The organism is Curtobacterium sp. MCPF17_050 (assembly GCF_003224435.2).
In the GTDB taxonomy this organism is placed as follows: Bacteria; Actinomycetota; Actinomycetes; order Actinomycetales; family Microbacteriaceae; genus Curtobacterium.
On record NZ_CP126250.1, the window covers coordinates 2443098 to 2466921 of the forward strand.

22 protein-coding genes are annotated in these 23824 nt (G+C 72.2%); 14 read left to right on the plus strand and 8 right to left on the minus strand.

Going from position 1 to position 23824, the window contains the following annotated elements; translation table 11 throughout:
* Nucleotides 1-10: 10 nt before the first annotated feature.
* From DEJ34_RS11630 to DEJ34_RS11650, 5 genes are all read left to right on the plus strand, one after another.
* Complete coding sequence (locus DEJ34_RS11630; RefSeq protein ID WP_181419553.1) at nucleotides 11-943, plus strand: carbohydrate ABC transporter permease; 933 nt, start codon at nucleotides 11-13, stop codon at nucleotides 941-943.
* On the plus strand, nucleotides 943-1860 hold the full coding sequence (locus DEJ34_RS11635; protein ID WP_181420368.1) for a carbohydrate ABC transporter permease: 918 nt from the start codon (nucleotides 943-945) through the stop codon (nucleotides 1858-1860). Before DEJ34_RS11630 ends, DEJ34_RS11635 begins: the two co-directional genes overlap by 1 nt.
* A 38-nt stretch (nucleotides 1861-1898) precedes the next feature.
* Nucleotides 1899-3587, plus strand: a complete 1689-nt coding sequence (locus DEJ34_RS11640; protein WP_110901419.1) for a glycoside hydrolase family 13 protein — start codon at nucleotides 1899-1901, stop codon at nucleotides 3585-3587.
* Between the two features lie 141 nt (nucleotides 3588-3728).
* Nucleotides 3729-4664: an ABC transporter ATP-binding protein gene (locus DEJ34_RS11645; RefSeq protein ID WP_258367387.1), complete on the plus strand. Its 936-nt coding sequence runs from the start codon at nucleotides 3729-3731 to the stop codon at nucleotides 4662-4664.
* Nucleotides 4661-5893: an ABC transporter permease gene (locus DEJ34_RS11650; protein WP_110911745.1), complete on the plus strand. Its 1233-nt coding sequence runs from the start codon at nucleotides 4661-4663 to the stop codon at nucleotides 5891-5893. Before DEJ34_RS11645 ends, DEJ34_RS11650 begins: the two co-directional genes overlap by 4 nt.
* A gap of 44 nt (nucleotides 5894-5937) precedes the next feature.
* Here DEJ34_RS11650 and pnuC read toward each other — a convergent pair whose 3' ends face one another.
* Entirely contained in the window at nucleotides 5938-6597 is a 660-nt protein-coding gene (pnuC, locus tag DEJ34_RS11655) for a nicotinamide riboside transporter PnuC (protein WP_110911744.1), read from the minus strand.
* A gap of 313 nt (nucleotides 6598-6910) precedes the next feature.
* On the opposite strand from pnuC, the gene DEJ34_RS11660 reads away from it, so the two are divergent.
* The 4 genes from DEJ34_RS11660 (at nucleotide 6911) to DEJ34_RS11675 (ending at nucleotide 9735) form a co-directional block, all read left to right on the plus strand.
* Nucleotides 6911-7459, plus strand: coding sequence for an alternate-type signal peptide domain-containing protein (locus DEJ34_RS11660; RefSeq protein ID WP_110911743.1), 549 nt, complete (start codon nucleotides 6911-6913; stop codon nucleotides 7457-7459).
* A 112-nt stretch (nucleotides 7460-7571) separates the two neighbouring features.
* Nucleotides 7572-8168, plus strand: a complete 597-nt coding sequence (locus DEJ34_RS11665; RefSeq protein ID WP_110824765.1) for a TasA family protein — start codon at nucleotides 7572-7574, stop codon at nucleotides 8166-8168.
* A complete protein-coding gene (locus DEJ34_RS11670; protein ID WP_110911742.1) occupies nucleotides 8165-9043 on the plus strand; it encodes a hypothetical protein in 879 nt (292 codons plus the stop codon). Before DEJ34_RS11665 ends, DEJ34_RS11670 begins: the two co-directional genes overlap by 4 nt.
* Nucleotides 9040-9735: a signal peptidase I gene (locus DEJ34_RS11675; protein ID WP_110911750.1), complete on the plus strand. Its 696-nt coding sequence runs from the start codon at nucleotides 9040-9042 to the stop codon at nucleotides 9733-9735. Before DEJ34_RS11670 ends, DEJ34_RS11675 begins: the two co-directional genes overlap by 4 nt.
* Here the strand turns inward: DEJ34_RS11675 and DEJ34_RS11680 are convergent.
* The gene (locus tag DEJ34_RS11680) at nucleotides 9702-11399 is read right to left on the minus strand and encodes a Mur ligase family protein (protein WP_258368373.1); all 1698 of its coding nucleotides are present in this window, start codon (nucleotides 11397-11399) and stop codon (nucleotides 9702-9704) included. The genes DEJ34_RS11675 and DEJ34_RS11680 overlap by 34 nt on opposite strands.
* An 86-nt stretch (nucleotides 11400-11485) precedes the next feature.
* On the opposite strand from DEJ34_RS11680, the gene DEJ34_RS11685 reads away from it, so the two are divergent.
* Both DEJ34_RS11685 and DEJ34_RS11690 read left to right on the plus strand, forming a co-directional pair.
* Nucleotides 11486-12013, plus strand: coding sequence for a hypothetical protein (locus tag DEJ34_RS11685; RefSeq protein ID WP_110911741.1), 528 nt, complete (start codon nucleotides 11486-11488; stop codon nucleotides 12011-12013).
* Nucleotides 12014-12134: 121 nt separating this feature from the next.
* Nucleotides 12135-13463: a GNAT family N-acetyltransferase gene (locus DEJ34_RS11690; protein WP_110911740.1), complete on the plus strand. Its 1329-nt coding sequence runs from the start codon at nucleotides 12135-12137 to the stop codon at nucleotides 13461-13463.
* A gap of 61 nt (nucleotides 13464-13524) precedes the next feature.
* Here DEJ34_RS11690 and DEJ34_RS11695 read toward each other — a convergent pair whose 3' ends face one another.
* From DEJ34_RS11695 to DEJ34_RS11715, 5 genes are all read right to left on the minus strand, one after another.
* Complete coding sequence (locus DEJ34_RS11695) at nucleotides 13525-14382, minus strand: cation-transporting ATPase (protein WP_110911739.1); 858 nt, start codon at nucleotides 14380-14382, stop codon at nucleotides 13525-13527.
* A 532-nt stretch (nucleotides 14383-14914) separates the two neighbouring features.
* Nucleotides 14915-16192: an FAD-binding protein gene (locus tag DEJ34_RS11700; protein WP_258368372.1), complete on the minus strand. Its 1278-nt coding sequence runs from the start codon at nucleotides 16190-16192 to the stop codon at nucleotides 14915-14917.
* Nucleotides 16193-16220: 28 nt separating this feature from the next.
* Nucleotides 16221-17753 carry an L-arabinose isomerase gene (gene araA, locus DEJ34_RS11705; protein ID WP_110911737.1) on the minus strand — a complete coding sequence of 511 codons (1533 nt, stop codon included), beginning with the start codon at nucleotides 17751-17753 and terminating at the stop codon, nucleotides 16221-16223.
* On the minus strand, nucleotides 17750-18451 hold the full coding sequence (locus DEJ34_RS11710; protein WP_110911736.1) for an L-ribulose-5-phosphate 4-epimerase: 702 nt from the start codon (nucleotides 18449-18451) through the stop codon (nucleotides 17750-17752). Before DEJ34_RS11710 ends, araA begins: the two co-directional genes overlap by 4 nt.
* Complete coding sequence (locus tag DEJ34_RS11715; RefSeq protein WP_110911735.1) at nucleotides 18451-20124, minus strand: xylulokinase; 1674 nt, start codon at nucleotides 20122-20124, stop codon at nucleotides 18451-18453. Before DEJ34_RS11715 ends, DEJ34_RS11710 begins: the two co-directional genes overlap by 1 nt.
* Nucleotides 20125-20331: 207 nt before the next feature.
* On the opposite strand from DEJ34_RS11715, the gene DEJ34_RS11720 reads away from it, so the two are divergent.
* Together DEJ34_RS11720 and DEJ34_RS11725 are read left to right on the plus strand one after the other, a co-directional pair.
* Nucleotides 20332-20775: a helix-turn-helix domain-containing protein gene (locus DEJ34_RS11720; RefSeq protein WP_110901431.1), complete on the plus strand. Its 444-nt coding sequence runs from the start codon at nucleotides 20332-20334 to the stop codon at nucleotides 20773-20775.
* Between the two features lie 30 nt (nucleotides 20776-20805).
* Nucleotides 20806-21405, plus strand: coding sequence for a PIN domain-containing protein (locus DEJ34_RS11725; protein WP_110901432.1), 600 nt, complete (start codon nucleotides 20806-20808; stop codon nucleotides 21403-21405).
* A gap of 7 nt (nucleotides 21406-21412) precedes the next feature.
* Here the strand turns inward: DEJ34_RS11725 and DEJ34_RS11730 are convergent, their stop codons facing one another.
* Nucleotides 21413-22471 (minus strand): LacI family DNA-binding transcriptional regulator, encoded by a 1059-nt coding sequence (locus tag DEJ34_RS11730; RefSeq protein ID WP_181420666.1) that lies wholly within the window; start codon nucleotides 22469-22471, stop codon nucleotides 21413-21415.
* A 184-nt stretch (nucleotides 22472-22655) separates the two neighbouring features.
* Between DEJ34_RS11730 and chvE the strand changes: the two genes are divergently transcribed.
* A complete protein-coding gene (chvE, locus tag DEJ34_RS11735; RefSeq protein ID WP_110901434.1) occupies nucleotides 22656-23792 on the plus strand; it encodes a multiple monosaccharide ABC transporter substrate-binding protein in 1137 nt (378 codons plus the stop codon).
* Nucleotides 23793-23824 lie beyond the last annotated feature (32 nt).

Sequence of the window (23824 nt, forward strand, 5' to 3'; positions counted from 1 at the left end):
GGAGACGACCATGACCCTCACCACCAAGGCGGACGGCGGCCGCACGCACGGCCGGACCACGAGCCTCCCGGCCGGACGCCGGAGGCGACCGCGGATCGACCCGCTGTTCCTCGCGTTCCTGCTGCCCACCCTCGTCCTGTTCACGCTCGCCATCACGCTCCCCGCCGTGATGGGCATCGTGCTGAGCTTCACGAACTCCGTCGGGTTCGGCGAGTTCCGGTTCATCGGCTTGACGAACTACGTGGCGGTGTTCTCCGACCCGGCGATCCTGCAGGCGTACCTGTTCACGATCGGCTTCTCGCTCGTGACCGTGCTCGTCGTGAACGCCGTCGCGTTCCTGCTCGCGATCGCCCTGACCGCGAAGGTGCGCGGCAAGATCGCGCTGCGGGCGGTGTTCGTGCTGCCGATGGTGATCTCCGGCATCGTCATCGCCTACGTGTTCTCGTTCCTGTTCGCGAACAGCCTGCCGGCGCTCGCCACCACGCTCGGGATCACGCCGCTCGAGCAGAGCATCCTGGCGGACCCGGACCTGGCGTGGATCGCGATCGTCGTGGTCACCGCGTGGCAGGCGATCCCGTCGACCCTGCTCATCTACATCGCCGGGGTGCTGTCGATCCCGGGCGAGGTGTACGAGGCGGCGTCGCTCGACGGTGCCGGTGGGTGGCGCCAGCTGCTCTCGATCACCGTGCCGCTGACGGCCGGGTACATCCTCATCAACCTCGTCATCGGGTTCAAGAACTTCCTGAACTCGTACGACATCATCGTCGGCCTGACCGACGGTGGCCCCGGCACCTCGACGACCAGCGTCGCGATGTCGATCTTCAAGGGCTTCAACGGTGGCGACTACGCCTACCAGATGGCCAACGCGACGATCTTCTTCGTGATCGCCGTCGTGATCGCCGTGATCCAGCTGCGGGCCACCCGCGGGAAGGCAGCGCTCTGATGTCCCTACAAGCACCCCTGCGACCGGGGACGACGGCGACCGGCAGCATCCGTTCGGTGGACGCCGACCGGACCACCGGCAGCCGCGGCGCCGGCCGGCGCGAGCGCGCCAACTGGCCGGTCACGATCGTCCTCGTCCTCTGCGCGCTGTCCGTGCTCGTCCCGCTCTACGTCACGCTGACGATGGCGTTCAAGACCACCGGACAGGCGGTCGACGGCAACGCCTTCTCGCTCCCGGCACCGTTCAGCGTCGACGGGTTCGTGCAGGCGTGGGAGCTCACGGACTTCCCGCGGGCCTTCGGCATCTCCGTGCTCGTCGCGGCGATCACCGTCGCCGGCACGATCCTGCTCGCCTCGTTCACCGCGTACGCCATCGCCCGGAACTGGGACCGTCGGCTGTTCCGCTGGTCGTTCTTCTACCTGCTCGCCGCGATGTTCCTGCCGTTCCCGGTGCTCGCCCTGTCGCAGGTGAAGCTCACCGGTCTGGTCGGGCTCGACAACCCCGTCGGCGTCGCGATCCTGCACGTCATGTTCCAGCTGTCCTTCAGCGTGCTGCTCTTCACCGCCTTCCTGCGCTCGATCCCGGCCGAGCTGGAGGAGAGTGCCCGCATCGACGGTGCGAGCACGGGGCAGGTGTTCTGGCGACTCGTGTTCCCGCTGCTGGCACCGATGAGCGCCACCGTCGGCATCTTCGCGTTCCTCGCGTCCTGGAACGACTTCGTGATGCCGTCGCTGATCACCTCCGACCCCGCGCTGCAGACCCTGCCGGTCCTGCAGCAGATGTTCCAGACCCAGTTCAGCAACAACTACAACGTGTCGTTCGCCTCGTACCTGATGGCCATGGCCCCGGCGATCATCGTCTACCTCATCACGCAGCGGTGGGTCATGGCCGGCGTGACCCAGGGCGCCATCAAGTGACCGACACCCGCCCGACCCCGACCGAAGGAAGCAACCCCATGACCGACGTGCTCGACCCGGCCGTCCAGCCGACGACCCCCGCGACCGACGAGACCTGGTGGCGGCAGGCGAGCGTCTACCAGATCTACCCCCGGTCCTTCGCGGACGCGGACGGTGACGGCATCGGCGACCTCCGCGGGGTCACCGACCGGGTGCCGTACCTGGCGTCCCTCGGCGTCGAGGCCGTCTGGCTCAGCCCCTTCTACCCGTCCGCCCTCGCCGACGGCGGCTACGACGTGGACGACTACCGGGACGTCGACCCGCGGCTCGGGACGCTCGACGACTTCGACGACATGGTCGCGGCGCTGCACGGTGCCGGCATCCGGGTGATCGTCGACGTCGTCCCGAACCACACGAGCGACCGGCACGAGTGGTTCCGCGAGGCGCTCGCGTCCCCGAAGGGCTCCCCCGCCCGGGCACGGTACGTGTTCCGCGACGGCACCGGCCCGTCCGGCACGGACGCCCCCGCCGACTGGGTGTCGATCTTCGGCGGCCCGGCGTGGACCCCTGTCGGTGACGGCCAGTGGTACCTGCACAGCTTCGCGAAGGAGCAGCCGGACCTGGACTGGACGAACCGGGAGGTCCGCGACGACTTCCTCCGGACCCTGCGCTTCTGGTCGGACCGCGGGGTCGACGGGTTCCGCATCGACGTCGCCCACGGACTGGCGAAGGACCTGCCCGCGGGTGACCTGCCGACCTGGGCCGAGGTCACCGCGATGCCGAAGGACGGCACGCACCCGCTCTGGGACCGCGACGAGGTGCACGAGATCTACGCCGAGTGGCGCCGGGTGTTCGAGGAGTACACCCCCGCCCGGACCGCGGTCGCCGAGGCCTGGGTGCCGGCGGACCGGCGTGCCCGCTACGCCAGCGCCGAGGGCCTCGGTCAGGCCTTCAACTTCGACCTGCTCGAGGCGGACTTCGACGCCGGGCAGTTCCGGTCGGTCATCGAGTTCAACCTCGGCCTGGCGGAGCAGTCCGGGTCCTCGACCACGTGGGTGTTCTCGAACCACGACGTCGTCCGGCACGCGACCCGGTACGCGCTGCCCCCGCGCAGCGGCGACGCCGCGCACGCCCCCTCCACCGACAAGCAGGGCAGCGCCTGGCTGCTCGCCGGCGGGTCACAGGACGACCTGGACCGGGGCCTCGGCCTGCGTCGTGCCCGCGCCGCGACGCTCCTCGAGCTCGCGCTCCCCGGCTCCGCGTACCTGTACCAGGGCGAGGAACTCGGCCTGCACGAGGTCGGCGACGTCCCGGACGCCGCCCGCCAGGACCCCGCCTACTTCCGCAACCCCGGCGTCGACGTGGGCCGCGACGGCTGCCGGGTGCCGATCCCGTGGACCCGGACGGGCGAGAGCTTCGGGTTCGGGCCCGGCGGCGCCCACCTGCCCCAGCCGGCCTGGTTCGCGGAGTCGAGCGTCGAGGCCGAGGACGCCGACCCGGACTCCACCCTGAACCTGTACCGCGCGGCGCTCCGGCTGCGCCGCGCGCTGCAGGCCGCGGAGCACCTGGAGTGGGTCGAGACCGGACGCGACGACGTCCTGGCGTTCCGCCGCCCGAACGGGTGGACGAGCGTCACGGTCTTCGGTGAGGAGCCGTTCCGGCTGCCCGAGGGCGAGCTGCTGCTCGCCAGCGCGCCGGTGACGGACGGTGTGCTGGCGGGCGTCGGGACCGCCTGGCTGCGTCCCTGACGGGACGGCACGACCGGACCGGGAGACGGACGGGAGGCCCGGTGCGCGACGCGTGCCGGGCCTCCCGTCCGTCCGGGGTCGCCCCGACGCCCGGACCCGTCAGACGGGCTCGGTAGGGTCGGCACGTCGAGAGGAGGCCGCGTGGCCGGAGCAGCCGTCACCGTGCGTGACTTCGTCATGCGGTTCGGGGACCGGACCGTGGTCGACGGTCTCACCTTCGACATCGCTCCCGGCGAGACGTTCGGGCTGCTCGGCAGCAACGGCTCGGGCAAGACCACGACGATCCGCGCTCTCCTCGGCATCACGGCTCCCACCTCCGGCACGCTGACCATCGACGGTGGGGCGTACCGACCGGCCACCGGCGGCATCGGGTACCTGCCCGAGGAGCGTGGGCTCTACCGCAAGGAGACCGTCATCGACGTGATGACGTACTTCGCAGCGCTCCGCGGCATGCCCCGGGGTCCGGCGACGCGGTGGTCGACCGAGTACCTGGAGCGCGTCGGGCTCGCGGACAAGGCGAAGGTCCGGATCGACAAGCTCTCCGGCGGCCAGCAGCAGAAGGTGCAGCTCGGCATCACGATCATGGACCGCCCGCGGCTGCTCATCCTCGACGAGCCGACGAAGGGTCTCGACCCGGTGAACCGACGGCTGCTGCTCGACCTCGTGGCCGAGCGGAAGGCCGACGGCGCGACCGTCGTCCTCGTCACGCACCAGATGGACGAGGTCGAACGGCTCTGCGACCGGATCCTCCTCCTCAAGGACGGCGTCGCCGCCGCGTACGGCACCATCCCCGAGGTGCAGGACGCGTTCGGCGGGGCGGTCGCGCAGGTCGGGCTGACCGGCTCCGTGCCCGCGTCGGACCTGTACCGGCTCGCCCGGCACGAGGGGCACGTCGCCCACCTGGTGCCCACCGCGGCCTCGGCCCGCGACGGGTCCGACATCCTCGCCGAGCTCGTCGGGGCCGGCGTGCACGTCACCGCGTTCGCGATGCGCCGCATCCCCCTCGAGGAGATCTTCGTGCAGCTGTACGGCCACGACGCGGCGACCGACGCCGCCCCGGTCGGAGCAGCACGGTGAGCCGCCTCGGCACCGTCGTCCGGTTCGAGTTCGTGCGGGCGGTGAAGAAGCCCGCGTTCTGGATCGGCACGCTCGCGCTCCCCCTCGTCGTCGTCGTCGTCTCGCTGCTCGTCGGCATCGGGCAGGCGGCCGGCACCGACTCGGCGGTCTCGAGCGGTTCCGCGGCGAGGACGCCCTTCCACTACGTCGACCACTCCGGACTGGTCTCGGAACCGATCGCCGCGAGGTGGGGTGGGTCGCCGTCCGAGGACCCAGCGGCCGACCGCGCGGCGGTGCGGACCGGACACCTCGACGCGTTCATCGAGTTCCCCGCGAAGCCGTCGACGTCCCCGGTCACCGTCCTCGGGGCCGACCGCGGGCTGTTCGCGAACAACGGCTACTCGGCGCTCGCGCAACGGGTGCTCGAACAGAGCGTCGCCGCCGGGGTCGACGACGCCGAGGCCGTCCGCATCCTCCGGTCGCCACCGACCACCGACGTCACGACCTACGCCGACGGTCGTGTCGCGCCGGGCTGGCTGTCGGTCGTGCCGCCGCTGCTCTACGTCGCCGCGTTCTTCGGGCTCGTGGTCCTGCTCGCCGCCCGGATGGTGACCGTCGTGGTGGAGGAGAAGGAGAACCGGATCTCCGAGATGATCCTGACGACCGTCACGGCCGGCACGCTCATCCGCGGCAAGGTCCTCGCGATGCTCCTGGTCGGACTCGTGCAGGTCGGGGTGTTCCTGGTACCGGGCCTGCTCTCGCTGGCCGTGGTCCTACCGCTCGTCGCGGGACGGGTCGGCGCCCTCGCGGTCGACCCGTGGCGGATGGTGGCCGGGGCGCTCCTCCTGGTCGGCGGGGTGCTGCTGGCGTCCGCACTGTTCGTCGCCGTCGGCGCGTCGGTCCCCACGATCAAGGACGCCTCCACGCTGCAGTCCGCGGCGCTCTTCGCGGTGATCATCCCGCTGTACGCCGCGTTCTTCGTCACGACGACCCCCGCGTCGCCGATCGCCGCGTTCTTCACGTACTTCCCGACGTTCACCCCGGTGACGGCGATGGTGCGGAACGCGGTCGGCTCGCTCTCCGTCCTCGAGACGGTGGTGTGCATCGTCGAGGTGTTCGTCGTCGCGGGTCTGCTGCTCTGGTTCGCCGAGTACCTGTTCCGGCACTCGGTCGCGCAGTACGGGTCGAAGGTGACGCTGCAGCAGATCGCCGGGTGGCGCCGGACGCGCACGCTGCCGCGCTCCCGCTGACGGGAGGCCCCAGGCGGGCGGGCAGCACGCCTGCCGTCGGTGGGTCAGCCGACCGGTGCCGCCGACGGCCTGCGGCGCTGCTGCATCCAGACGAAGAAGCCAGCCAGTGTGAACGCGCCGTAGACGACGTACATGAGGCCCGAGGCGTAGTACCCGGCCGAGAACAGCAGGGGCACGCCGACCAGGTCGACGGCCACCCAGATGAGCCAGAACTCCACCCACCCCTTCGCCATGCCGTAGGTGGCGAGGAGGGACCCGACGAAGATCCAGGCGTCGCTCCACACCGGCTCGTAGGACCCCAGGGCGCGGAAGACCGGGGTCAGCAGGGCCGTGCCGCCGACCAGGCCGACGACGAGCAGTGCGCGGGACCGCCAGGAGGCCCAGTGCGGCTCGAGCACGGTCGCGGTGTCGTCGGCCCGGTGGGTCCAGCGGTACCAGCCGTACACGCTGACCAGGATGAACATCACCTGCCGACCGGCCTGACCGAGCAGGTTGACGGGGTTGGGCGTGTCGAAGAGCGCCCCCATGAAGACCGTGAAGAGGAGGGCGTTGCCGGCGATCCCGACGGGCCAGGCCCAGACCCGGCGTCGCATGCCGCCGAGGGCGCTGAGCAACCCGAACGCGTTGCCGATGACCTCGCGCCACAGCACCGTCTGGTCGCCGATGACGAGTTGTGCGTCGAACAACCACCGCACGAAGCCCATGTGACCCTCCTCGATCCGGTCGATGCAACTGCAAGGATCCGGTGTGCATTCCGGGGCCGACGCGCGCGGCAGGAGCTCCGCCCCCGAACTGGGGCCGATGCAAACGCATAGTGCCCTGTCCGCAGTATGGGGGACCGGGTAGGTTCGACCACAGGACGACCGAGCCCGAGTTTCCCTCACTCCTGGGCACCGGCCGTCCTCCGGCACCGGTCAGCCGCGCCCCCTGCACGCAGGGGTCGATGACAGCCGTCCCGTCGGGCTCTCCCGAAGTCCATGACGCCAACAGCGCTGCCCGCGCAGGAACGGAAGAACCATGCACAAGATCGTGACCGGCACCATCGCGAGCGCCGCCGGCGTCGCCCTCCTCCTGGGCGGAGCGGGTTCCTTCGCCCTGTGGAACGCGCAGGCCAGCAGTGCCGCGACCGGGGTGAGCTCCGGCACCTTCACCCTGACGGCGGACGACGACGGCTCCTGGACCGACATCACGAACGGGAGGTCCACGTCCATCGACCCGACGCAGGTGCTCATGGTCCCGGGCAACACCTACCGCTTCACGCAGACCCTCGTGGTCGGCGCGACCGGCACGGACCTCCGCGCCCTCCTCACCTACGCGCCGCAGAGCATCACCGGTGACCAGGAGCTCATCGACGCGAGCACCCAGCACCTCGAGGTCACCTCGACGAGCACCGCGCTCCGCAGGACCTCCGACACGGCCTTCGAGGTCACGCCGTCCCAGGCCCGGTCGACCGTGCAGGTCGTCTTCACGATCAGCCTGCCCGAGTCCGCGACCACCGGCCAGGGCGGCACCGTGGACGTCGGCGCGCTCGCGTTCACGCTCACCCAGACCGCCATCGGTTCCTGACGCACCGACGCCGCCCGGGAACGGACGGCGACCCGGACACGGCGGACGGCGGGCCCCTGACCCGCCCGTCGTCCGTCGCACCACGAGGACCGCGACGTCCAGGGGGACGACCATGACGAGGACCACACCGACGACGGGACGCCACCGTGCGCCCCGTCGTCGGCGCTGGGTCTGGACCCTCGGGATCGCTCTCGCCGCCGCCGTGAGCGCTGCTGTCATGGGCAGTGGCAGCACCTACGCCCTGTGGAACAGCTCCGCCGAGACCGACGCGGTCACGATCCGGTCGGGCACGGCGACCCTCGCCGTCACGGCGATGCGCGTCACGGACGCGGCACCGCTCGCGCCGGGGACGAGCACGACGGGGACGTTCACCGTCCGGAACACCGGCACCGTCCCGCTCTCCATCCGGCTCGCGCTGACCGGGACGAAGGTGGCCTACGTCCCCTCCGTCCCCGACGCCGCCGTGCTCGACGAGCTCACCGTGCGTCTCGCCGCGGTCGCGCGGGCGTCCGACTGCCGGGCCGGGCTCGGCGGCTACAGTGCCCGTCCGACCGCGTTCGACACCGGGAGCGGCTACTACACGCTGCCCGTCGGGGTCACGGGCACGGCCTGCGTCGAGGTGGTCCTCGACGCGGACGCGCCGCAGACCGTCTCCGGTGCCGTCACCGACTTCACCCTGACGGTCACGGGGACGCAGGTGGCAGGGTGAACGGCCGCCTCCGGGTCCTGCTCGCCGTGGTGCTCGTCGCCGCGTTCGTCGGCGGTGGCTCCTCCGTCGCCTGGGCGCTCTGGACCGCGACCGGGACCACCGCGTCGAGCGTCACGAACGGCAAGGTGGTCGCGGGCATCACGGGCACCGAGGCCATCACGACCACCTTCACCTCCGCGGACCCGACCGTCACCCGCCCCGTCACCCTGCGGAACACCGGGAACATCGCGGGCACGACCGCGACGCGCGTCCTGGTCGCCGCCGGGTCGGTCGCCCTCGCCCAGGCCGTCGACGTCGTGGCGTGGCCCGTCCCGTCGGCCGACGGGTGCACCGCGACCGGGGACGTCGGCAGCGGTGCCGTCCAAGGGACCTGGGCCGCGCTCCCGAGCCTGGTGTCCCACCTCGGGCCGCGGGCCGATGCCGTGTGGTGCATCCGGTCGACGGTCCGGGCCGACGCACCCCCGCAGGCGACCACGGACGTGCACCTCGAACTGACGACGGCGAACGGGAGTTGGGTGTCCGCCACCGTGTCGGGCGGGCTGTACCTCAACACGGGCAATGGCCTCCCCGCGTTCACCTGCACGGACCACGACGGCAACTACGTCGACGTGGCCTGGGCCCGCGGTACCCGGCCGGACGCCACCTACTACGCCGCCTACGTCGGCGAGAAGCGGGTCGGCGCGTCCGACCAGGGCTACCACGGAACCCTCCAGATCGCTCCGGTGGACCTCCCGCCGGGCACCCCCGCCGGGCCCGTGACCGTAAACGTCCGCGTCCTCGACGACGCCGGGCAGCCGACCGACGACATCGCCGGTTCCGGGCCGGTGACCCTGTTCACGCAGCAGGACGGCCCCGCCATCCGGTGCGGCGCATGACCGTGATCAACAGCGGCACCCGGACGGGAGGCGCGACCCGGCCCCGCCACGCCGCCCGCCCCGCCGTCCGTCGTGTCCCGACCGGCTTCCCGGCACTCCTCCGCGCGGTCGGACTCGGTCTGAGCACGGGGCTGGTCCTGCTCGTGGCGGCGCTGGCCGTCGTGCTCGTCGTGCTCCCGAAGGCCACCGGCTCGGTGCCGCTCTCCGTCCTGACACAGTCGATGGAGCCGACCCTGCCGCCGGGGACGCTCGTCGTCGTCCGTCCGGTCGCACCCGAGGACATCCGGGTCGGGGACGTCGTCACCTACCAGCTCGTCTCCGGGCGGCCCGAGGTGGTCACGCACCGGGTCGTCGCGATCGGTGCGTCCTCGGACGGCTCCCGGACGTTCGTGTTCCGCGGCGACGCGAACGCCGAGGCCGACGCCGACCCCGTGATCCCGGCGCAGGTCCGCGGCGAGGTCTGGTACAGCGTGCCCGGGCTCGGCGCGGTCAACCAGGTGGTGAACGGGTCCCGGACGTGGCTGCTGCCGACGCTCGCCGGCCTGCTGCTCACCTACGGCGTCGTCATGATCACCATCGGCACGGTCTCCGCCGTGCGCCGCCGTCGGCGCCGGGCGGAACGTCGTCGGGCGGGCCGTGACCACGTCGCCCGCGACGGTCACACGGCGGAGACGGCCTCCCGCGCCGGGTGACCGGCCTCCGCGAGTGCGGCCTGCGCGTCCCGGAAGGACGAGTACGGCACGTGCACGCCGCGGACGTCCCGGTAGTCGGTCAGCCCCGGACCGGCCCAGTACACGACCCCGTCCTCCCCCACCGCGGCGAGGGCGTGGCGGATCGCCTGCGCCGGATCCGCCAGTTCCACGACGGCGGCCGTCCCCCCGGACCGCCGGGCGCCGTCGAGGACCGCGGCCCGGATGCCGTCCGGGTCCTCGAACCGCGGGTGGTGGTCCGCGACGACCACGAGGTCCGCCATCGTCGCCGCGACCGCACCCATCGGACCGCGCTTGCTCGGGTCGCGGTCGCCGTCCGCGCCGAGGACGATCGCCACGGGACCGCTGGCGAACGCACGGATCGCCGCGAGGCTCTTCGCGAACGCGTCCGGGGTGTGCGCGAAGTCGACGAACACGCGCGGACCCGTCGCACTCGACGCATCGGCCATCCGCCCCGGCACGACGACGTCCAGCCCGCCGTCGACCGCCGCGACCAGGTCGTCCGCGGGGACACCGCCGGCGCGGAGCATCGCGACCGCCAACCCGACGTTCGCCGCCATGTGACGACCGAGCAACGGCACCTCGGTCGTCACGTGCACGCCCGGGCCGTCGATGCGGAAGCGGGTGCCGTCGGGGCGTTGTTCCAGGACCGCGACCCGCCAGTCCGCGGACGTGCCCGGGTCGCTCGTGACCGTCTCGACCGGGATCCCGCTCGCCCGGACGACGGCGCGACCGGCGGCCGAGTCGAGCGACACGACGCCGCGTCCGGCCCGGTCGGGCTGGAACAGCTGCACCTTCGCGCGGAGGTAGTCGTCCATGTCCACGTAGTCGTCGAGGTGGTCGTGGCTGAGGTTCGTGAACCCGGCGACGTCGAACCACACGCCGTCGACGCGGTGGCGCGTGAGCCCCTGTGCGCTGACCTCGACCGCGGCTCCGTCGACGCGGCGTTCACGGGCACGCGCGAGGAACGCGTGGAGTTCCGTGGCCTCCGGCGTCGTCAACCGGCTGGCGACGACCTCGTCGGCGATGCGGCGCTCTGCGGTGGAGGTCATGGCGGTGGTCCACCCGAGGCGCTGCATGACCGCGTCGAGGACCGACACGGTCGACGTCTTGCCGTTGGTCCCGGTGACACCGAACAGCGGGATCCCGAGGTCGGCGGTGCCCGACACCACCCGGGCGACCGCACCGAGGACCGCGCGCGGGTCCGGGACGACGACGGTCGGCAGCCCCGCGAGCGCAGCGTCACGCGCCCCGGCGTCGTCCGTGAGGACCGCGACCGCTCCGACGGCACGGGCCGCGTCGACGTGCCGGGAGCCGTGGCCACGACGACCCGGCACCGCGACGAAGAGCCAGCCGGGCAGGAGGTCCGCGGTGGCGACCGCGGCGCCCGTGACGACGATCCGTGCGGCTGCCCCGGTCAGCGGTCCCGCGCCGGCCGCCGCGGCGACGTCGGCGAGCGCGACCGGCCGGGAGCGCTGGGGGTCGAAGGCGTGCGGCACGGTGTCCTCCTCGGCAGGAGCGGTGGTCGTCGGGTCGACGAGCATCGGTGCGACGGACGTCGTGGTGGCGGTGGCCAGGGTGCCGACCGCCCGGTCGCGTCGTCGGTGACGCAGCTGCGGCGACAGGTCGGGATCGGACCGGACCACCAGTGAACCCCGGCACGCCGAGCGCGGACACAGCCGTTCGTACCCCGGGTGCTCGAACGGGCCGTCGCCCGTCTAGGCTCTGGCGGATGAGGGACGGGGTGGAACGGGCGCGGGTGCTGCTCGCCGGGGCGGCGGACCGACTCGGTGCGGCCGGTACCCGGGACGAGGCGCTCGGGGAGTACGTCGAGCCGAAGCCGGTGCTCGGGATCCGACGCGACCCGACGATCCGCTCGCTCGGCCGGGTCTGGCGCGTCGGGGCGCTGCTGCTCGGCTCCTCGCCCGAGACGGCCGGGCGGGTGTGGTCGACCGGGTCCATCACCCGGGTCACCGAGGCCGGCCGCGCGCAGTTCGTGTCCGTGTCCGCCGAGGTCCGCCGTGCCTACCGGGCAGCCGCGGCGAAGGGGCACTTCGCCCCCGGCGACACCGTGAACCACGGCGCGACGCCGATCCCCCTCGACGACTCCCTGGTCGACGGCAACGGCACGCTGTTCGTCCGCGACGGCACCCCCCGGGTCCGCTGGTCGGCGACGGCGGGCACCGACGTGCCGCTCGCCGACTACCTCGACGACCGCGTCGCCCTGCTCCTCGACCCACCCCGCGGCGCGACCGACTAGCAACCGATCCCCGTACCGTCCCCGACGCCACCGGGACCGGGACCGCGACCGGGTCGTCGCCCAGGAGGCCGCCCGCCGGATGCTCTGACGACCGCCACCGGACGCCGGTAGGGTCGGCCACGTGGGATCGACCAACGACGCGTCCGCCGACCGCTACGAGCTCCGGGAGTTCCACCCGGGGACCGACGACCAGGGAGCTCCGGACAGCAGGACGAAGCCGTGGATGGACGCCGTCGGCCTCGGCTTCCACGAGCCGACCGAGACCGACGAAGCGGCAGCCCGCATGGCGGCGCACATGATCGCCGACCAGGAGACCTTCCTCGGGGTGTACGTCCGACAGCCAGCGCCGGGGTCGGTCGACGAGACCTGGCCCGCCGGCACGTTCACGTGGTTCCGGAAGGCGCTCAGCTGGGGTGACGGGACCGCGATCGACACGCAGGCGGTGTCCGCGGTGACCGTCCGCCCGACCGAGCGTCGGCGCGGGATCCTCCGGCGGATGATGACGCACGCGCTCGAGCGCGGTGTCGCCGAGGGGTACGCGATGGCGTCCCTCACGGCGTCCGAGGGCACGATCTACCGCCGCTTCGGGTTCGGCTGCGCCATCCGCGAGCGTGCGGTCCGTGTCCGCCGCGCCCGCGCGCTCCCCTTCCTCGCCCCGACCACCGGCACGGTCGCGGTGGTCCCGCCGCAGTGGCTCGCGGACGGCGTCGGCCAGGAGGTCTTCGCCCGGTTCCACGCCCGCACACCGGGCTCGATGGTCCGCAACACCGGCACGTGGCCGATCGTGTTCGGGGAGATCGGCCGCGACGGACAGAAGGCGAAGGACGTCCGCGCCGCCGTGCACCGCCCCGACGACTCGGACGAGGTCGACGGCTACGTCACCTGGCGCGTCGTCGAGGGCAAGACCGGTGAGGACACCCGAGTCGAGGTCGTCGACCTCGTCTACGTGACCGACGAGGCCTACCTGTCGCTGTGGGAGTTCCTGCTCTCGATCGACCTGAACGACGTGGTCGTCTACGACCGCTCGCGCCTGGACGACCCGATCGTCGCCGCCGTCGCCGACAACCGCGCGTTCGACGTCGACCACGAGGAGGACCACGTCTGGCTCCGCGTCCTGGACGTCGCCGCCGTGCTCGAGTCCCGCCCGTACGCGGTTGACGGATCGCTCACGCTCGCCGTCACGGATGCGCTCGGCCATGCGTCCGGCACGTACCGGCTCGACGTCCGGGAGGCCCGTGGCACCGTCACCCGGCTGGCCGACGACGCCGACGTGGCCGGCTCCGACATCGCGCTCGACGTCGCCGACCTCGGAGCGGTGCTCATCGGGTCGGTGTCGCCGCAGACCCTGGCGGCCGCCGGGCTGCTGCTCGCCGCCGACGAGGCCGCCCCGACCCTGCTGCGGTCGATGCTGACCCCGCCGCGCACGCCGCACGGGATCACGTACTTCTGAGGCCGGCCTGGTCCGTCGGGGCGCACGCCGACGACGGACCGGGGGCGACCTCCAGACCGGCTCAGCGGTCGAAGAAGTCGCCGATCCCCGGCCACTGGAAGCCCTCGCCGAGGTTCCCGACCTGGTCGCCGAGCCCGCCGAGTGCCTGCTCGCCCTGCGCGGCGACACCCTCGACGCCACCGCCGAGGTCACCGAGCCCACCGCTCACGGTGTCGCCCAGGCCGGACGCGACGCCGTCGAAGTCGACACCGAGGTCAGCGGCCTGCGCGAGCACCGGTCCCGCTGCCGCGCTGAGGACCGCGCCGCCCGCGACCGCCACCGCGAGTCCGCCGACCGCGAGTGCTCCGCCACCGATCGCGGTGCCGGCGAGGACCTTCCGCATCGTCCCCGGACGGCTCGTCTCGCCCCGGGTCGCGGCCCTCGCCAAGCCGGCCGGGGACGCGTCGGTCCACCGGTCGTGCTGCGGGACCTCGGCGTTGAGTCGCTGGAGCACCTGCTGTCGCTGCTCCGGGGTCAGGCGAGCGAACGCCTCGTGGTGCGCCTGCTCCAGACGCTCGGGGTCCGCGGTCTTCAGCAGGTAGTCGTACTTCGCGATCGCCACGCGGTCGGCATCGGTCGAGGGCGTGCGTGCGGGTCGCCCCTCGGTCGGCTGCCCGTACGACTGCTGTCCGGTCGGCTGCTGCGGCTGCCGCGCGGAGTCGTGCCCGCTCCGGTCGTCACCGGTCAACCTGTCCGCGGCCGTCCGGACCAGGCCGCGCCAGTCGGTGCCACCCGATCGACCGGGCTGCCGGTACTGCTGCATGCCGCCCGGCTGCTGCGCACCGCCCTGGTTCCCAGCCCCGGGCTGGCCGGAGCGCTTCTGGAGTTGCTTGTCGATGACCTTCGAGGCCATGCCGAGGATGCGGTTCAGGTTCGCCATACCTGACCTTTGCGTCCTCACATGTGCGCACGCGGCAGTGCTCCGGTGCGCTGCCGGTGCACTCCCCCGGCATCCCCTGTGAGCGGCGGCGACGCAGCGGCAACGCGCAACTGGAATACGTGTATCAGGCCGTTAGGCTGAACGGCGAGCGCGCGACCGCCGGAGCGCGTTCAGGGCGGACGAGTGAAGCCCGGGACTGGGCAAACAGTCCCGGGCTTCGGTTCGCTCTCCGAGTGGAGGGCCAGGGGAAGACACCGTTCCCCGAGTTCAGCACTCGGGAAGAGTGTAGCCGAGCCCGCTCGGCGGCACACCCCTGGCTCACGCTCCTCGTGTCCGCCGGCGATGACACCAGGAGGTACTCGATGTCGCAAGACACCGAACGCCGGCCCAGGCGTCAGGTCCCGTGGTTGGGGATCGCGAGTCGTGACTCTCGCCCGGTTCCTGCTCGACCTGCGCCGCACGGGCCAGTGACACGGGCGCCCCGCGCCGCATCCAGCGGTGCGGGGCGCTCCGGTCCACTGCGCCGCGCGCGTCAGCCGAGCACGCGGTCCAGGAACGGGTTGCGGAACCGGCCCTGCGGGTCGAGGTCCCGCGCGAGTGCCGCGAACGCCCCGAGCTGCGGGTAGACCTGGTGCAGCCGCTCCGGCGTCGCCGCGGTGACCTTCCCCCAGTGCGGACGGGGAGCGAAGGGCGCGAGGGCGTTCTCGATGAGGGGCAGCGCGACGGCCACGTCCTCGGTCTGCCGGCGGAAGGTGAAGTGGAACGCGACCGAGTCCTGTCCCGAGCTCGGCGCGAGCCAGGCGTCGTCCGCCGCGATGCGTCGGATCTCGGAGACGAAGAGGACCGGTGCGATGGCCTCGCCGATCTCGCGCAGGGCCTGGATCGCGGGGACGGAGTCCGTGGCGGCGACCATGTACTCCGCCTGGATCTCCTCGCCGGCGGACGGCGTGAACGACGACCGGAAGTGCGGGAGCCGCTCGTGCCAGGGTCCGGGCACACCGCCCTGTTCGGTGACGCCCGCGGTCTCACTGCCCGGTACGGGGTGGATCGGTTCGGCGCCGGCGACGGCCCCGAGTGCGGCGAGGTCGATGACCGCGTCGTCCCGGTCCTCGCGCCGCTTCGTCCAGATCTGCCGGACGCCGTCGGCGGTGTACCCGGTGAACATGCTGACGCTGTAGCCGGCCGACATGATCTGCTCGAACTGCGCGTCGACGACGTCCCACCCGAGGCCGGTGTGCACCGTCTGGGCGACGCGGTAGCTCGGTTCGACGGCGAGGTGCACCGCGACGACGACGCCGAGTGCGCCGAGCGCGACCCGGTGCGCGTCGAGCCGGGGGTCGTCCGCGCCGACGAGCTCGACCTCCCCGGAGGCCCGCACGATCTCGACCCCGACGACCGACTGCGCCAGCGAGGCGTTGCCGACACCCGAGCCGTGGGTGCCCGTCGCGACGGCACCGGCGACGGAGATGTGCGGCAGGGAGGCGAGGTTCGCGAGTGCCCAGCCACGGGCCTCCAGGGCGACGGCCACCTGGGCGTGCGTGAGGCCGGCGGCGACGCGCGCCACGCGCCGCTCGCCGTCCACGTCGAGTTCGGGCGGGAGGCCCGTGAGCGTCACCTGCACCGCGTCGGTGTCGGCGATGGTGTTGAACGAGTGCCGCGACCCGAGCGCCGTCAGGCGCGGGGTGGTGGCGACCAGCCGCTGGAGTTCGTCGAGGCTCGTCGGTTCCGCCAGGTGGCTCGCCGAGTAGGTGACGTTCCCCGCCCAGTTGGTGCGGGTGTGGGCTGCGGTGGTGGTGTCGTCGTCGATCACGTCGCTCATCGTAGGCCTCCCGACCGGCTCAGAAGCCCCGGTCGAGCCGGTGCCAGGTCTGCTGCGTGCGGACCTCGTCGCGGAAGCCGCGCAGTGTGGTGTGCTCGTCGATGACCAGGAACTCGGTGCCGATCATGGTCGCGAGGTCCTCGACCACCTGGATGCCGACGGCGGTCGTCATCACGGTGTGGTGTGCGGCGCCGGCGGTGAGCCAGGCCTCGGCCGAGACCGGGAACGACGGCTGCGGCTCCCAGACGGCACGGCCGACGGGCAGGTTGGGCAGTGCCTCTGTGGGCTCGACGACCTCGACGACGTTCGCGGTGAGGCGGAAGCCGTCGCGCGTGTCGGACAGCGCGGCGACCACGGCGGGTCCGGCGTCGGCGGTGAAGACCAGGCGCACCGGGTCGTCCTTCCCGCCGATGCCGAGCGGGTGGATCTCGAGCGTCGGGGTGGACGACGTCAGCGTGGGCGAGACCTCGAGCATGTGTGCGCCGAGGATCTTCTCCGCGCCCGGGGTGAGGTCGTACGTGTAGTCCTCCATGAGGCTCGCGCCACCCGAGAGACCGGCGCCGGCGACGTTCATCGCGCGGACGAGGACGGCGGTCTTCCAGTCGCCCTCGGCGCCGAACCCGTACCCGTCGGCCATGAGCCGCTGGACGGCGAGGCCGGGCAGCTGCTTGAGCGCGCCGAGGTCCTCGAAGTTCGTGGTGAACGCGGCGGAGTCGTTCTCGGCGAGCAGGGCGCGGAGGCCGAGCTCGATCGCGGCGCCGTCGCGCAGGGACTGGCGACGGGCGCCGCCGTCCTGCAGCTCGGCGACGAGGTCGTAGGCGCTGTCGTACTCCGCGACGAGCGCGTCGACGGCGGCGGTGTCGGCCGTCGCGGTCTCGACGGCCGCGACGAGGTCGTTGACACCCCAGGTGTTGACCTGGACGCCGAGCTCGATCTCGGCCTCGGTCTTGTCGCCCTCGGTCACGGCGACGTAGCGCATGTTGTCGCCGAAGCGCGTCAGCTTGAGCTGGCGGATAGCGGCGGCACCGGCGGCGGCACGGGACCAGTCGGACACCCGCTGCTGCACGCGCGGGTCGGACACGTGACCGACGGCGGTGGCGTGCCGGACGCCCATGCGGGCCAGCGCGTACCCGAACTCGCGGTCGCCGTGCGCGGCCTGGTTGAGGTTCATGAAGTCGAAGTCGATGTCCGCCCACGGCAGCGCGACGTTCGCCTGCGTGTGCAGGTGCAGCAGCGGCTTGGTCAGGGCGTTGAGGCCGCTGATCCACATCTTCGCGGGGCTGAACGTGTGCATCCACGTCGTGACGCCGATGACCTTGTCGTCCGCGCTCGCCTCGATGAGGGCGCGGCGGATGCCGTCGGCGTCCTTGAGCACCGGCTTCCACACGAGCGTCACCGGGACGTGCGGCGCGAGCTCGGCGTGCACGGCGCGGCTCTGCTCCTCGACCTGGCGGAGGGTCTCCTCGCCGTACAGGCCCTGGGACCCGGTGAGGAACCACACCTCGTAGCCGTCGAGCGTGGCCTGGGGGTCGACGGGGGTGTCCTGCGTCATCGCATGGCTCCTTCGGGGTTCTGTCCGTAGACGTTCTGGTACCGGTCGAACAACCGGTCGATGTTGTCCTGCGCGATCGGGACGAGCTCGCCGCCCTGCTTCGCGATGTGCACGGTGCGGGCGACGTCCTCGCACATCACCGCGGCCTTGACGGCGTCCTTCGCGTCCTTGCCGATCGTGAAGACGCCGTGGTTCTGCATGAGCACCGCACGGGAGCGGTGTCCGGACAGGGTCTCCACGATGCCGCGGCCGATGGTGTCGTCGCCGATGATCGCGAACGGGCCGACCGGGATCGGTCCGCCGAACTCGTCCGCCATCGCGGTGATGACGCAGGGGATCTCCTCGGCGCGGGCGGCCCAGGCGGTGGCGTACGTCGAGTGCGTGTGCACGACGCCGTTCACCTCGGGCATGTTGCGGTAGACGTAGGCGTGCGCGGCGGTGTCGCTCGACGGGCCGTGCCCGTTGCCCCACCCGTCGGCCGGCACACCGTCGAGGGTGCAGACGACCTGGTTCTCGGGCGCGAGGTCCTCGCTGACGACGCCGCTCGGCTTGATCACGAAGAGGTCGGTGCCAGGGACGCGCTCGGAGACGTTGCCGCCGGTCCAGATGACCAGGCCGTAGCGCACGAGTTCGCCGTGCAGGCGGGCCACGCGCTCGCGCGCTGCGGCCACGGCCGCCCGGGTGGTGTCGTCGGTCATCAGATCACGTCCTGTTCCTGCTGGGGGTCGGCGTCGGTGTCGGTCTGGAGGCCCGGCTCGCCCGCCTCCGTCGGTACGCCGCCGCGGGTGGTCGCGCCCGGCACCGTGGCCGCGATCGCCTGGATCGGCAGCGCGGCGCGGAAGCGGTCGAGGTACGCGGTGAAGCCGGCGACGTCGCGGTCGTCGGGCTCGACGACGTTCGTCGCGGCGGACCCGAAGACCGTGGTGTCGAGGTACTCGGCGAGGGAGCTGTCGGCGGCGTGCTCCAGGTAGGCGGCCAGGACGGCGATGCCCCACGCTCCGCCCTCGCTCGCGGTTGCCTCGAGGGCGACCGGCACGCGGAGGGCCGCGGCGAGCTGGCGCTGCGGCAGCCCGGGCGTCCGGAAGAGCCCGCCGTGCGCGGTCATCCGGTCGACGGCGACGCCCTCGCCGTGCAGGACCTCCATGCCGATCGCGAGGGTCGCGAACGCGCCCATGAGCTCCGCGCGGACGAGGTTGCCGAGCGTGAAGCGGGCGTCGGGCGCGCGGAGGAGCAGCGGGCGACCGTCCTCGACACCGGTGACGGGCTCGCCGGCCAGGTAGTTCACCGCGAGCAGTCCGCCGGCGTCGGTGTCGGCGTCCGCTGCCTCGTCGAGGAGCGTGCGGAACACCGTGTCGCCGTCGACCGGGGCGCCGGCGGCCTCGGCGAAGCGCCCGAAGACCCGGGCCCAGCTGCCGATCTCGCTCGCGCCGTTGTTGCAGTGCACCATCGCGACGGCGTCACCGGCGGGCGTGGTGACGACGTCGAGCTCCTCGTGCGGAGTCGACAGCGGCCGTTCGAGGACGACCATCGCGAAGATGCTCGTGCCGACGCTGACGTTGCCGGTGCGCTGGGCGACGGCGTTCGTGGCGACCATGCCGGTGCCGGCGTCGCCCTCCGGCGGGCAGAGCGGAGCACCGGGCTGCAGCGTCCCGGTCGCGTCGAGCCACGCCGCGCCCTCGGGGGTGAGCGTGCCGGCGTCCCGGCCGGCGACGAGCACCTCGGGCAGCAGCGCCCGGAGGTCGGGGACACCGATGAGGTCCTGTGCGGCGCTGAGCATCGCGGCGTCGTAGTCCTGCGTCGCCGGGTCGATCGGGAACACCCCGGAGGCGTCGCCGACCCCGAGCACGTCCCGGCCCGTCAGGCGGCGGTGCACGTACCCGGCGAGGGTCGTGATGCCGTCGATGTGCGCGACGTGCTGCTCCTCGTCGAGGACGGCCTGGTACAGGTGCGCGACCGACCAGCGGAGCGGGATGTTGAACCCGAGCGCGTCGCTGAGCGCGGCGGCGGCGGGGCCCGTCGAGGTGTTGCGCCAGGTGCGGAAGGGGACGAGGAGGTCGCCCGCTGCGTCGAACGGAAGGTAGCCGTGCATCATGGCCGAGACGCCGACCGCGCGGAAGGCCGTCGGGACGGAGCCGTGCTGCTCCTGCACGTCCGCCACCAGCGCGGCGTACGCGGCACGGACACCGGTCTCGACGGCTGCCAGCGGGTAGGTCCAGCGTCCGTCGACAAACTCGTTCTCCCACTCGTGCGAACCGGAGGCGATGACCGTCAGGTCCTCCCCCACCAGACACGCCTTGATGCGGGTCGAACCGAGTTCGATGCCGAGGGTCGTGCGGCCGTCCGCGATCTCGCGGGTCCGGTCGTCGCTCATGGGGGCCTCCTGCTCTCGCCGTCGAGTGAGCGCTCACACCGTAGCGCGTGAGCGCTCACGCGGACAACTCGTCGGCCGTGTCGGCGGGACGGCGACGGCGACCGACGGGCAGCACGACGAGCCCTCGGGGTTGCACTTGCAAGTGCAACCCCGTACCGTCGATCCCGACGGAAGAGCCAGGTCCACGAATCAGGAACCGGAGACACGATGACACCCGCGAAGGCGCTCGCCACGAAGGAGGACCTCGCTGCAGACCCGACGGTCCGGCGCGATGCCGTGCGGGTCGTCGGGGACGCCGGTGACCGCGTGGTCACGGCCGCACTCCTGGAGCTGGACGACGGGACGACCCTGCCCGTGCCACCAGCCCTGACCGGGGCCCTGGTGACGTTCCTGCACGCCGCGGCTGACGGGGCCGAAGTCGGCATCCGGACCGTCACCGCGGACCTGACGACGACCGGGGCAGCACAGCTGCTCGGAGTGTCCCGCCCGACGCTGATGAAGCTCGTCGACCGCGGGGACCTCCCCGCCCGCAAGGTCGGCAGTCACACCCGACTCCGTCGCGACGACGTCCTCGCACTCCGCGAACGTCGGCGGCAGGCTCGGGTCGCCGCCGCGGCCGAACTCCTCGCAGCGGGCGAAGCCTTCGACTGAGATGTGACATGGCAGCGGTACCCTGGTCCGATGCCGAAGCGCGTGTTCGTCGATGCCAACGTGTGGGTGAGCAGGACCCTCCGTGACTGGGTGTGCCTGCTGCGCGCCGAGATCCCGTCGATGTTCCAACTCCACACCACGGAGGACGTCCTCGCGGAGACGATCGCGCGGCTCCGGGAACTCCACCCGCAGCGAGACGGAGGCGCCACGACGCGGCTGCGGGCCGCGATCATCGCGAGCATCGACGAGCTCGTCGACGACTTCCCGGGTGGAACCCCCTGGAGCGGCGCGGACCCGAAGGACCAGCACGTCCACGCCGCGGCGGTGGCGGCGCACGCGGACGTCCTGCTCACCGAGGACCGGGGGTTCCACGACCTCGATGACCTGCCGTACGAGGTCTTGAGGTGCGACGAGTTCTTCCTGATCGTCGACGATGCCGTGTCGTGGCACGTCCGGGGCACGGTTCGACGGATGAACCAGTACTGGTCCGCGCGACCGGCACGGCACGCAGGTCTGGCGACGGCTCTCGAGCGCGCCGGCTGTCCGGGCTTCGCCCTCCGGGTGGATCGCCACCTGCGGGCGTGCAGCGGTCTCGCGATCGAACGGTCGGGAGACACGCGCCGAAGCTGATCCCCCGTCAGGACGAGCGCCGCACCACCAGCTCCGGCTGCAGCAGCGCCTCGTCGTGCTGGCCCCCCTCGAGCAGCGCCCGGGCCGAGGCGAGCACGCGCTCCCCCATCGCCTGGAAGTCCTGGCGCACGGTGGTCAGCGGCGGGGTGAAGTGCGCCGCCTCCGGGATGTCGTCGAAGCCCACGACGGCGATGTCGTCGGGGACACGCAGCCCCTCCTCGGCGAAGGCGTGCAGGACGCCGAGCGCCATCTGGTCGTTCCCCGCGAAGACCGCGTCGACCGCCGTCACGTCCAGGGACCGCCCGGCCGCGAACCCGCTCGCCGGGGTCCAGTCGCCGTCGAGCACGACCGGGGTCAGACCGCGGGAGCGCATGGTCCGCTCGTAGGTGGCACGGCGCACCTCGCCCTCCTGCGAGACGCCCGGCCCGGCGATGTGCACGATCCGTCGGTGCCCCCGGTCGAACAGGTGCTGCAGCGCCATGGTCGTGCCGGCGGCCTGGTCGATGGCGACGGCCGAGACGGTGGCGCCGCCGCTGCCGGGCACGACCAGGTCGGTCGGCACGGCGTCCCGCTGCACGGCGTTCGCGACGACGACGGGCACCGTCACGGCCATCGTCAACGAGCCGAGGGCGTCGAGCACGCGGTTGTCCGCGGCGACGAGCACCACGGCGGCGACGTCCTGGGCGAGCAGCGTCGTGAGCGCCTCGGACAGGTCGACCGGCCGGGGGTCGTCGGGCAGCGTCGACAGGAGCACGTGGTACCCGGCGGTGCGCGCGGCCCGCTCGAACCCGATCGCGGTGCTCGACGGTCCGTACAGCGCGTCCCCCGCGCTCACCAGGCCGAGTGCACGGCTCCGTCCGCCGGCCAGGGCCCGGGCAGCGGCGCGCGGACGGTAGCCGAGCTCCCCGATCGCGGTCGTCACCCGCGACCGGAAGCCGTCCCGGACCGTCGGGTCCCCGTTGATCACGCGGCTCACGGTCTGGTGCGAGACGCCCGCGCGCTCGGCGACGTCGAAGATCGTCGGGGCCTTGCGGGGCCTGCCGTTCGGCGTCGTCGTCGTGCTCACCCGGTCACCGTACCGCGGCGTCTGTCCGGGGCGGCGCATACCGATCCGGTCACGACGAGTTGACACCGTGTACCAGAACCAACATGATGTGAGCGCTCACTTGGAGCATCACATCCCCAGCGGGACACAGCAGCCCCGCACCCGAGCGCGTCGACGTCGACGCGAGAGGAACAGAGGTACTTCGATGAAGAAGCGCAGGATCGTCGCGAGCGTCACCGCTCTCGGTCTCGCCCTCTCCCTGGCCGCCTGCTCTGCCGGCGGCCGCGGTGCCACCAGCTCTGACGGCGGCGACGAGGGCAACGGCAACAAGGGCGCCCTCGTCGGCGTCGCGATGCCGACCAAGGTCTCCGAGCGTTGGATCAAGGACGGCGACGCCGTCAAGAGCAGCCTCGAGAAGGCCGGCTACAAGGTCGACCTCGAGTACGCGGACAACAAGATCCCGCAGCAGGTCCAGCAGGTCAGCAACATGATCACCAAGGGCGCGAAGGTCCTCATCGTCGCGTCCATCGACGGTGGCTCGTTGTCCGACCAGCTCGACGCAGCGGCCGACGCCGGCATCAAGGTCATCTCCTACGACCGCCTGCTCACCGGCAACGAGAACGTCGACTACTACGTCTCGTTCGACAACTACAAGGTCGGCGTCGACCAGGCGACCTCGCTCCTGACCGGCCTCGGGCTCCTCGACGCCGACGGCAAGAAGACCGACGAGAAGGGTCCCTTCAACATCGAGGTCTTCGCCGGCTCGCCCGACGACAACAACGCCACGTTCTTCTTCAACGGCGCCATGGACACCCTCAAGCCGTACCTCGAGGACGGCACGCTGAAGATCGGCTCCGGCCAGGACGGCTTCACGCAGGCCGCCACGCAGCAGTGGGACCCGGCGCTCGCCAAGTCCCGCATGCAGAACCTCGTCGCGAAGTCGTACTCGGGCGGCACCAAGCTCGACGGCGTGCTCTCCCCGTACGACGGCATCTCGATCGGCATCATCTCGGCGCTCCAGGGTGCCGGCTACGGTTCGGGCGACCGCCCGCTCCCGGTGATCACCGGCCAGGACGCCGAGGCCGCCTCGGTCAAGTCGATCATGAACGACCAGCAGTACTCGACCATCTACAAGGACACGCGCCAGCTCGCCGACAAGTCCGCGTCGATGGCCCAGGACCTGCTGTCGGGCAAGAAGCCCGAGGTCAACGACACCAAGACCTACGACAACAAGGTCAAGGTCGTCCCGACGTTCCTGTTCCAGCCGACGGTCGTCACCAAGGAGAACTACGAGAAGGTCCTCGTCGACTCCGGGTACTACACGGACGCCGACCTCAAGTAGGTCGCAACTCCTCTCCGGACGGGAGGCCCGGT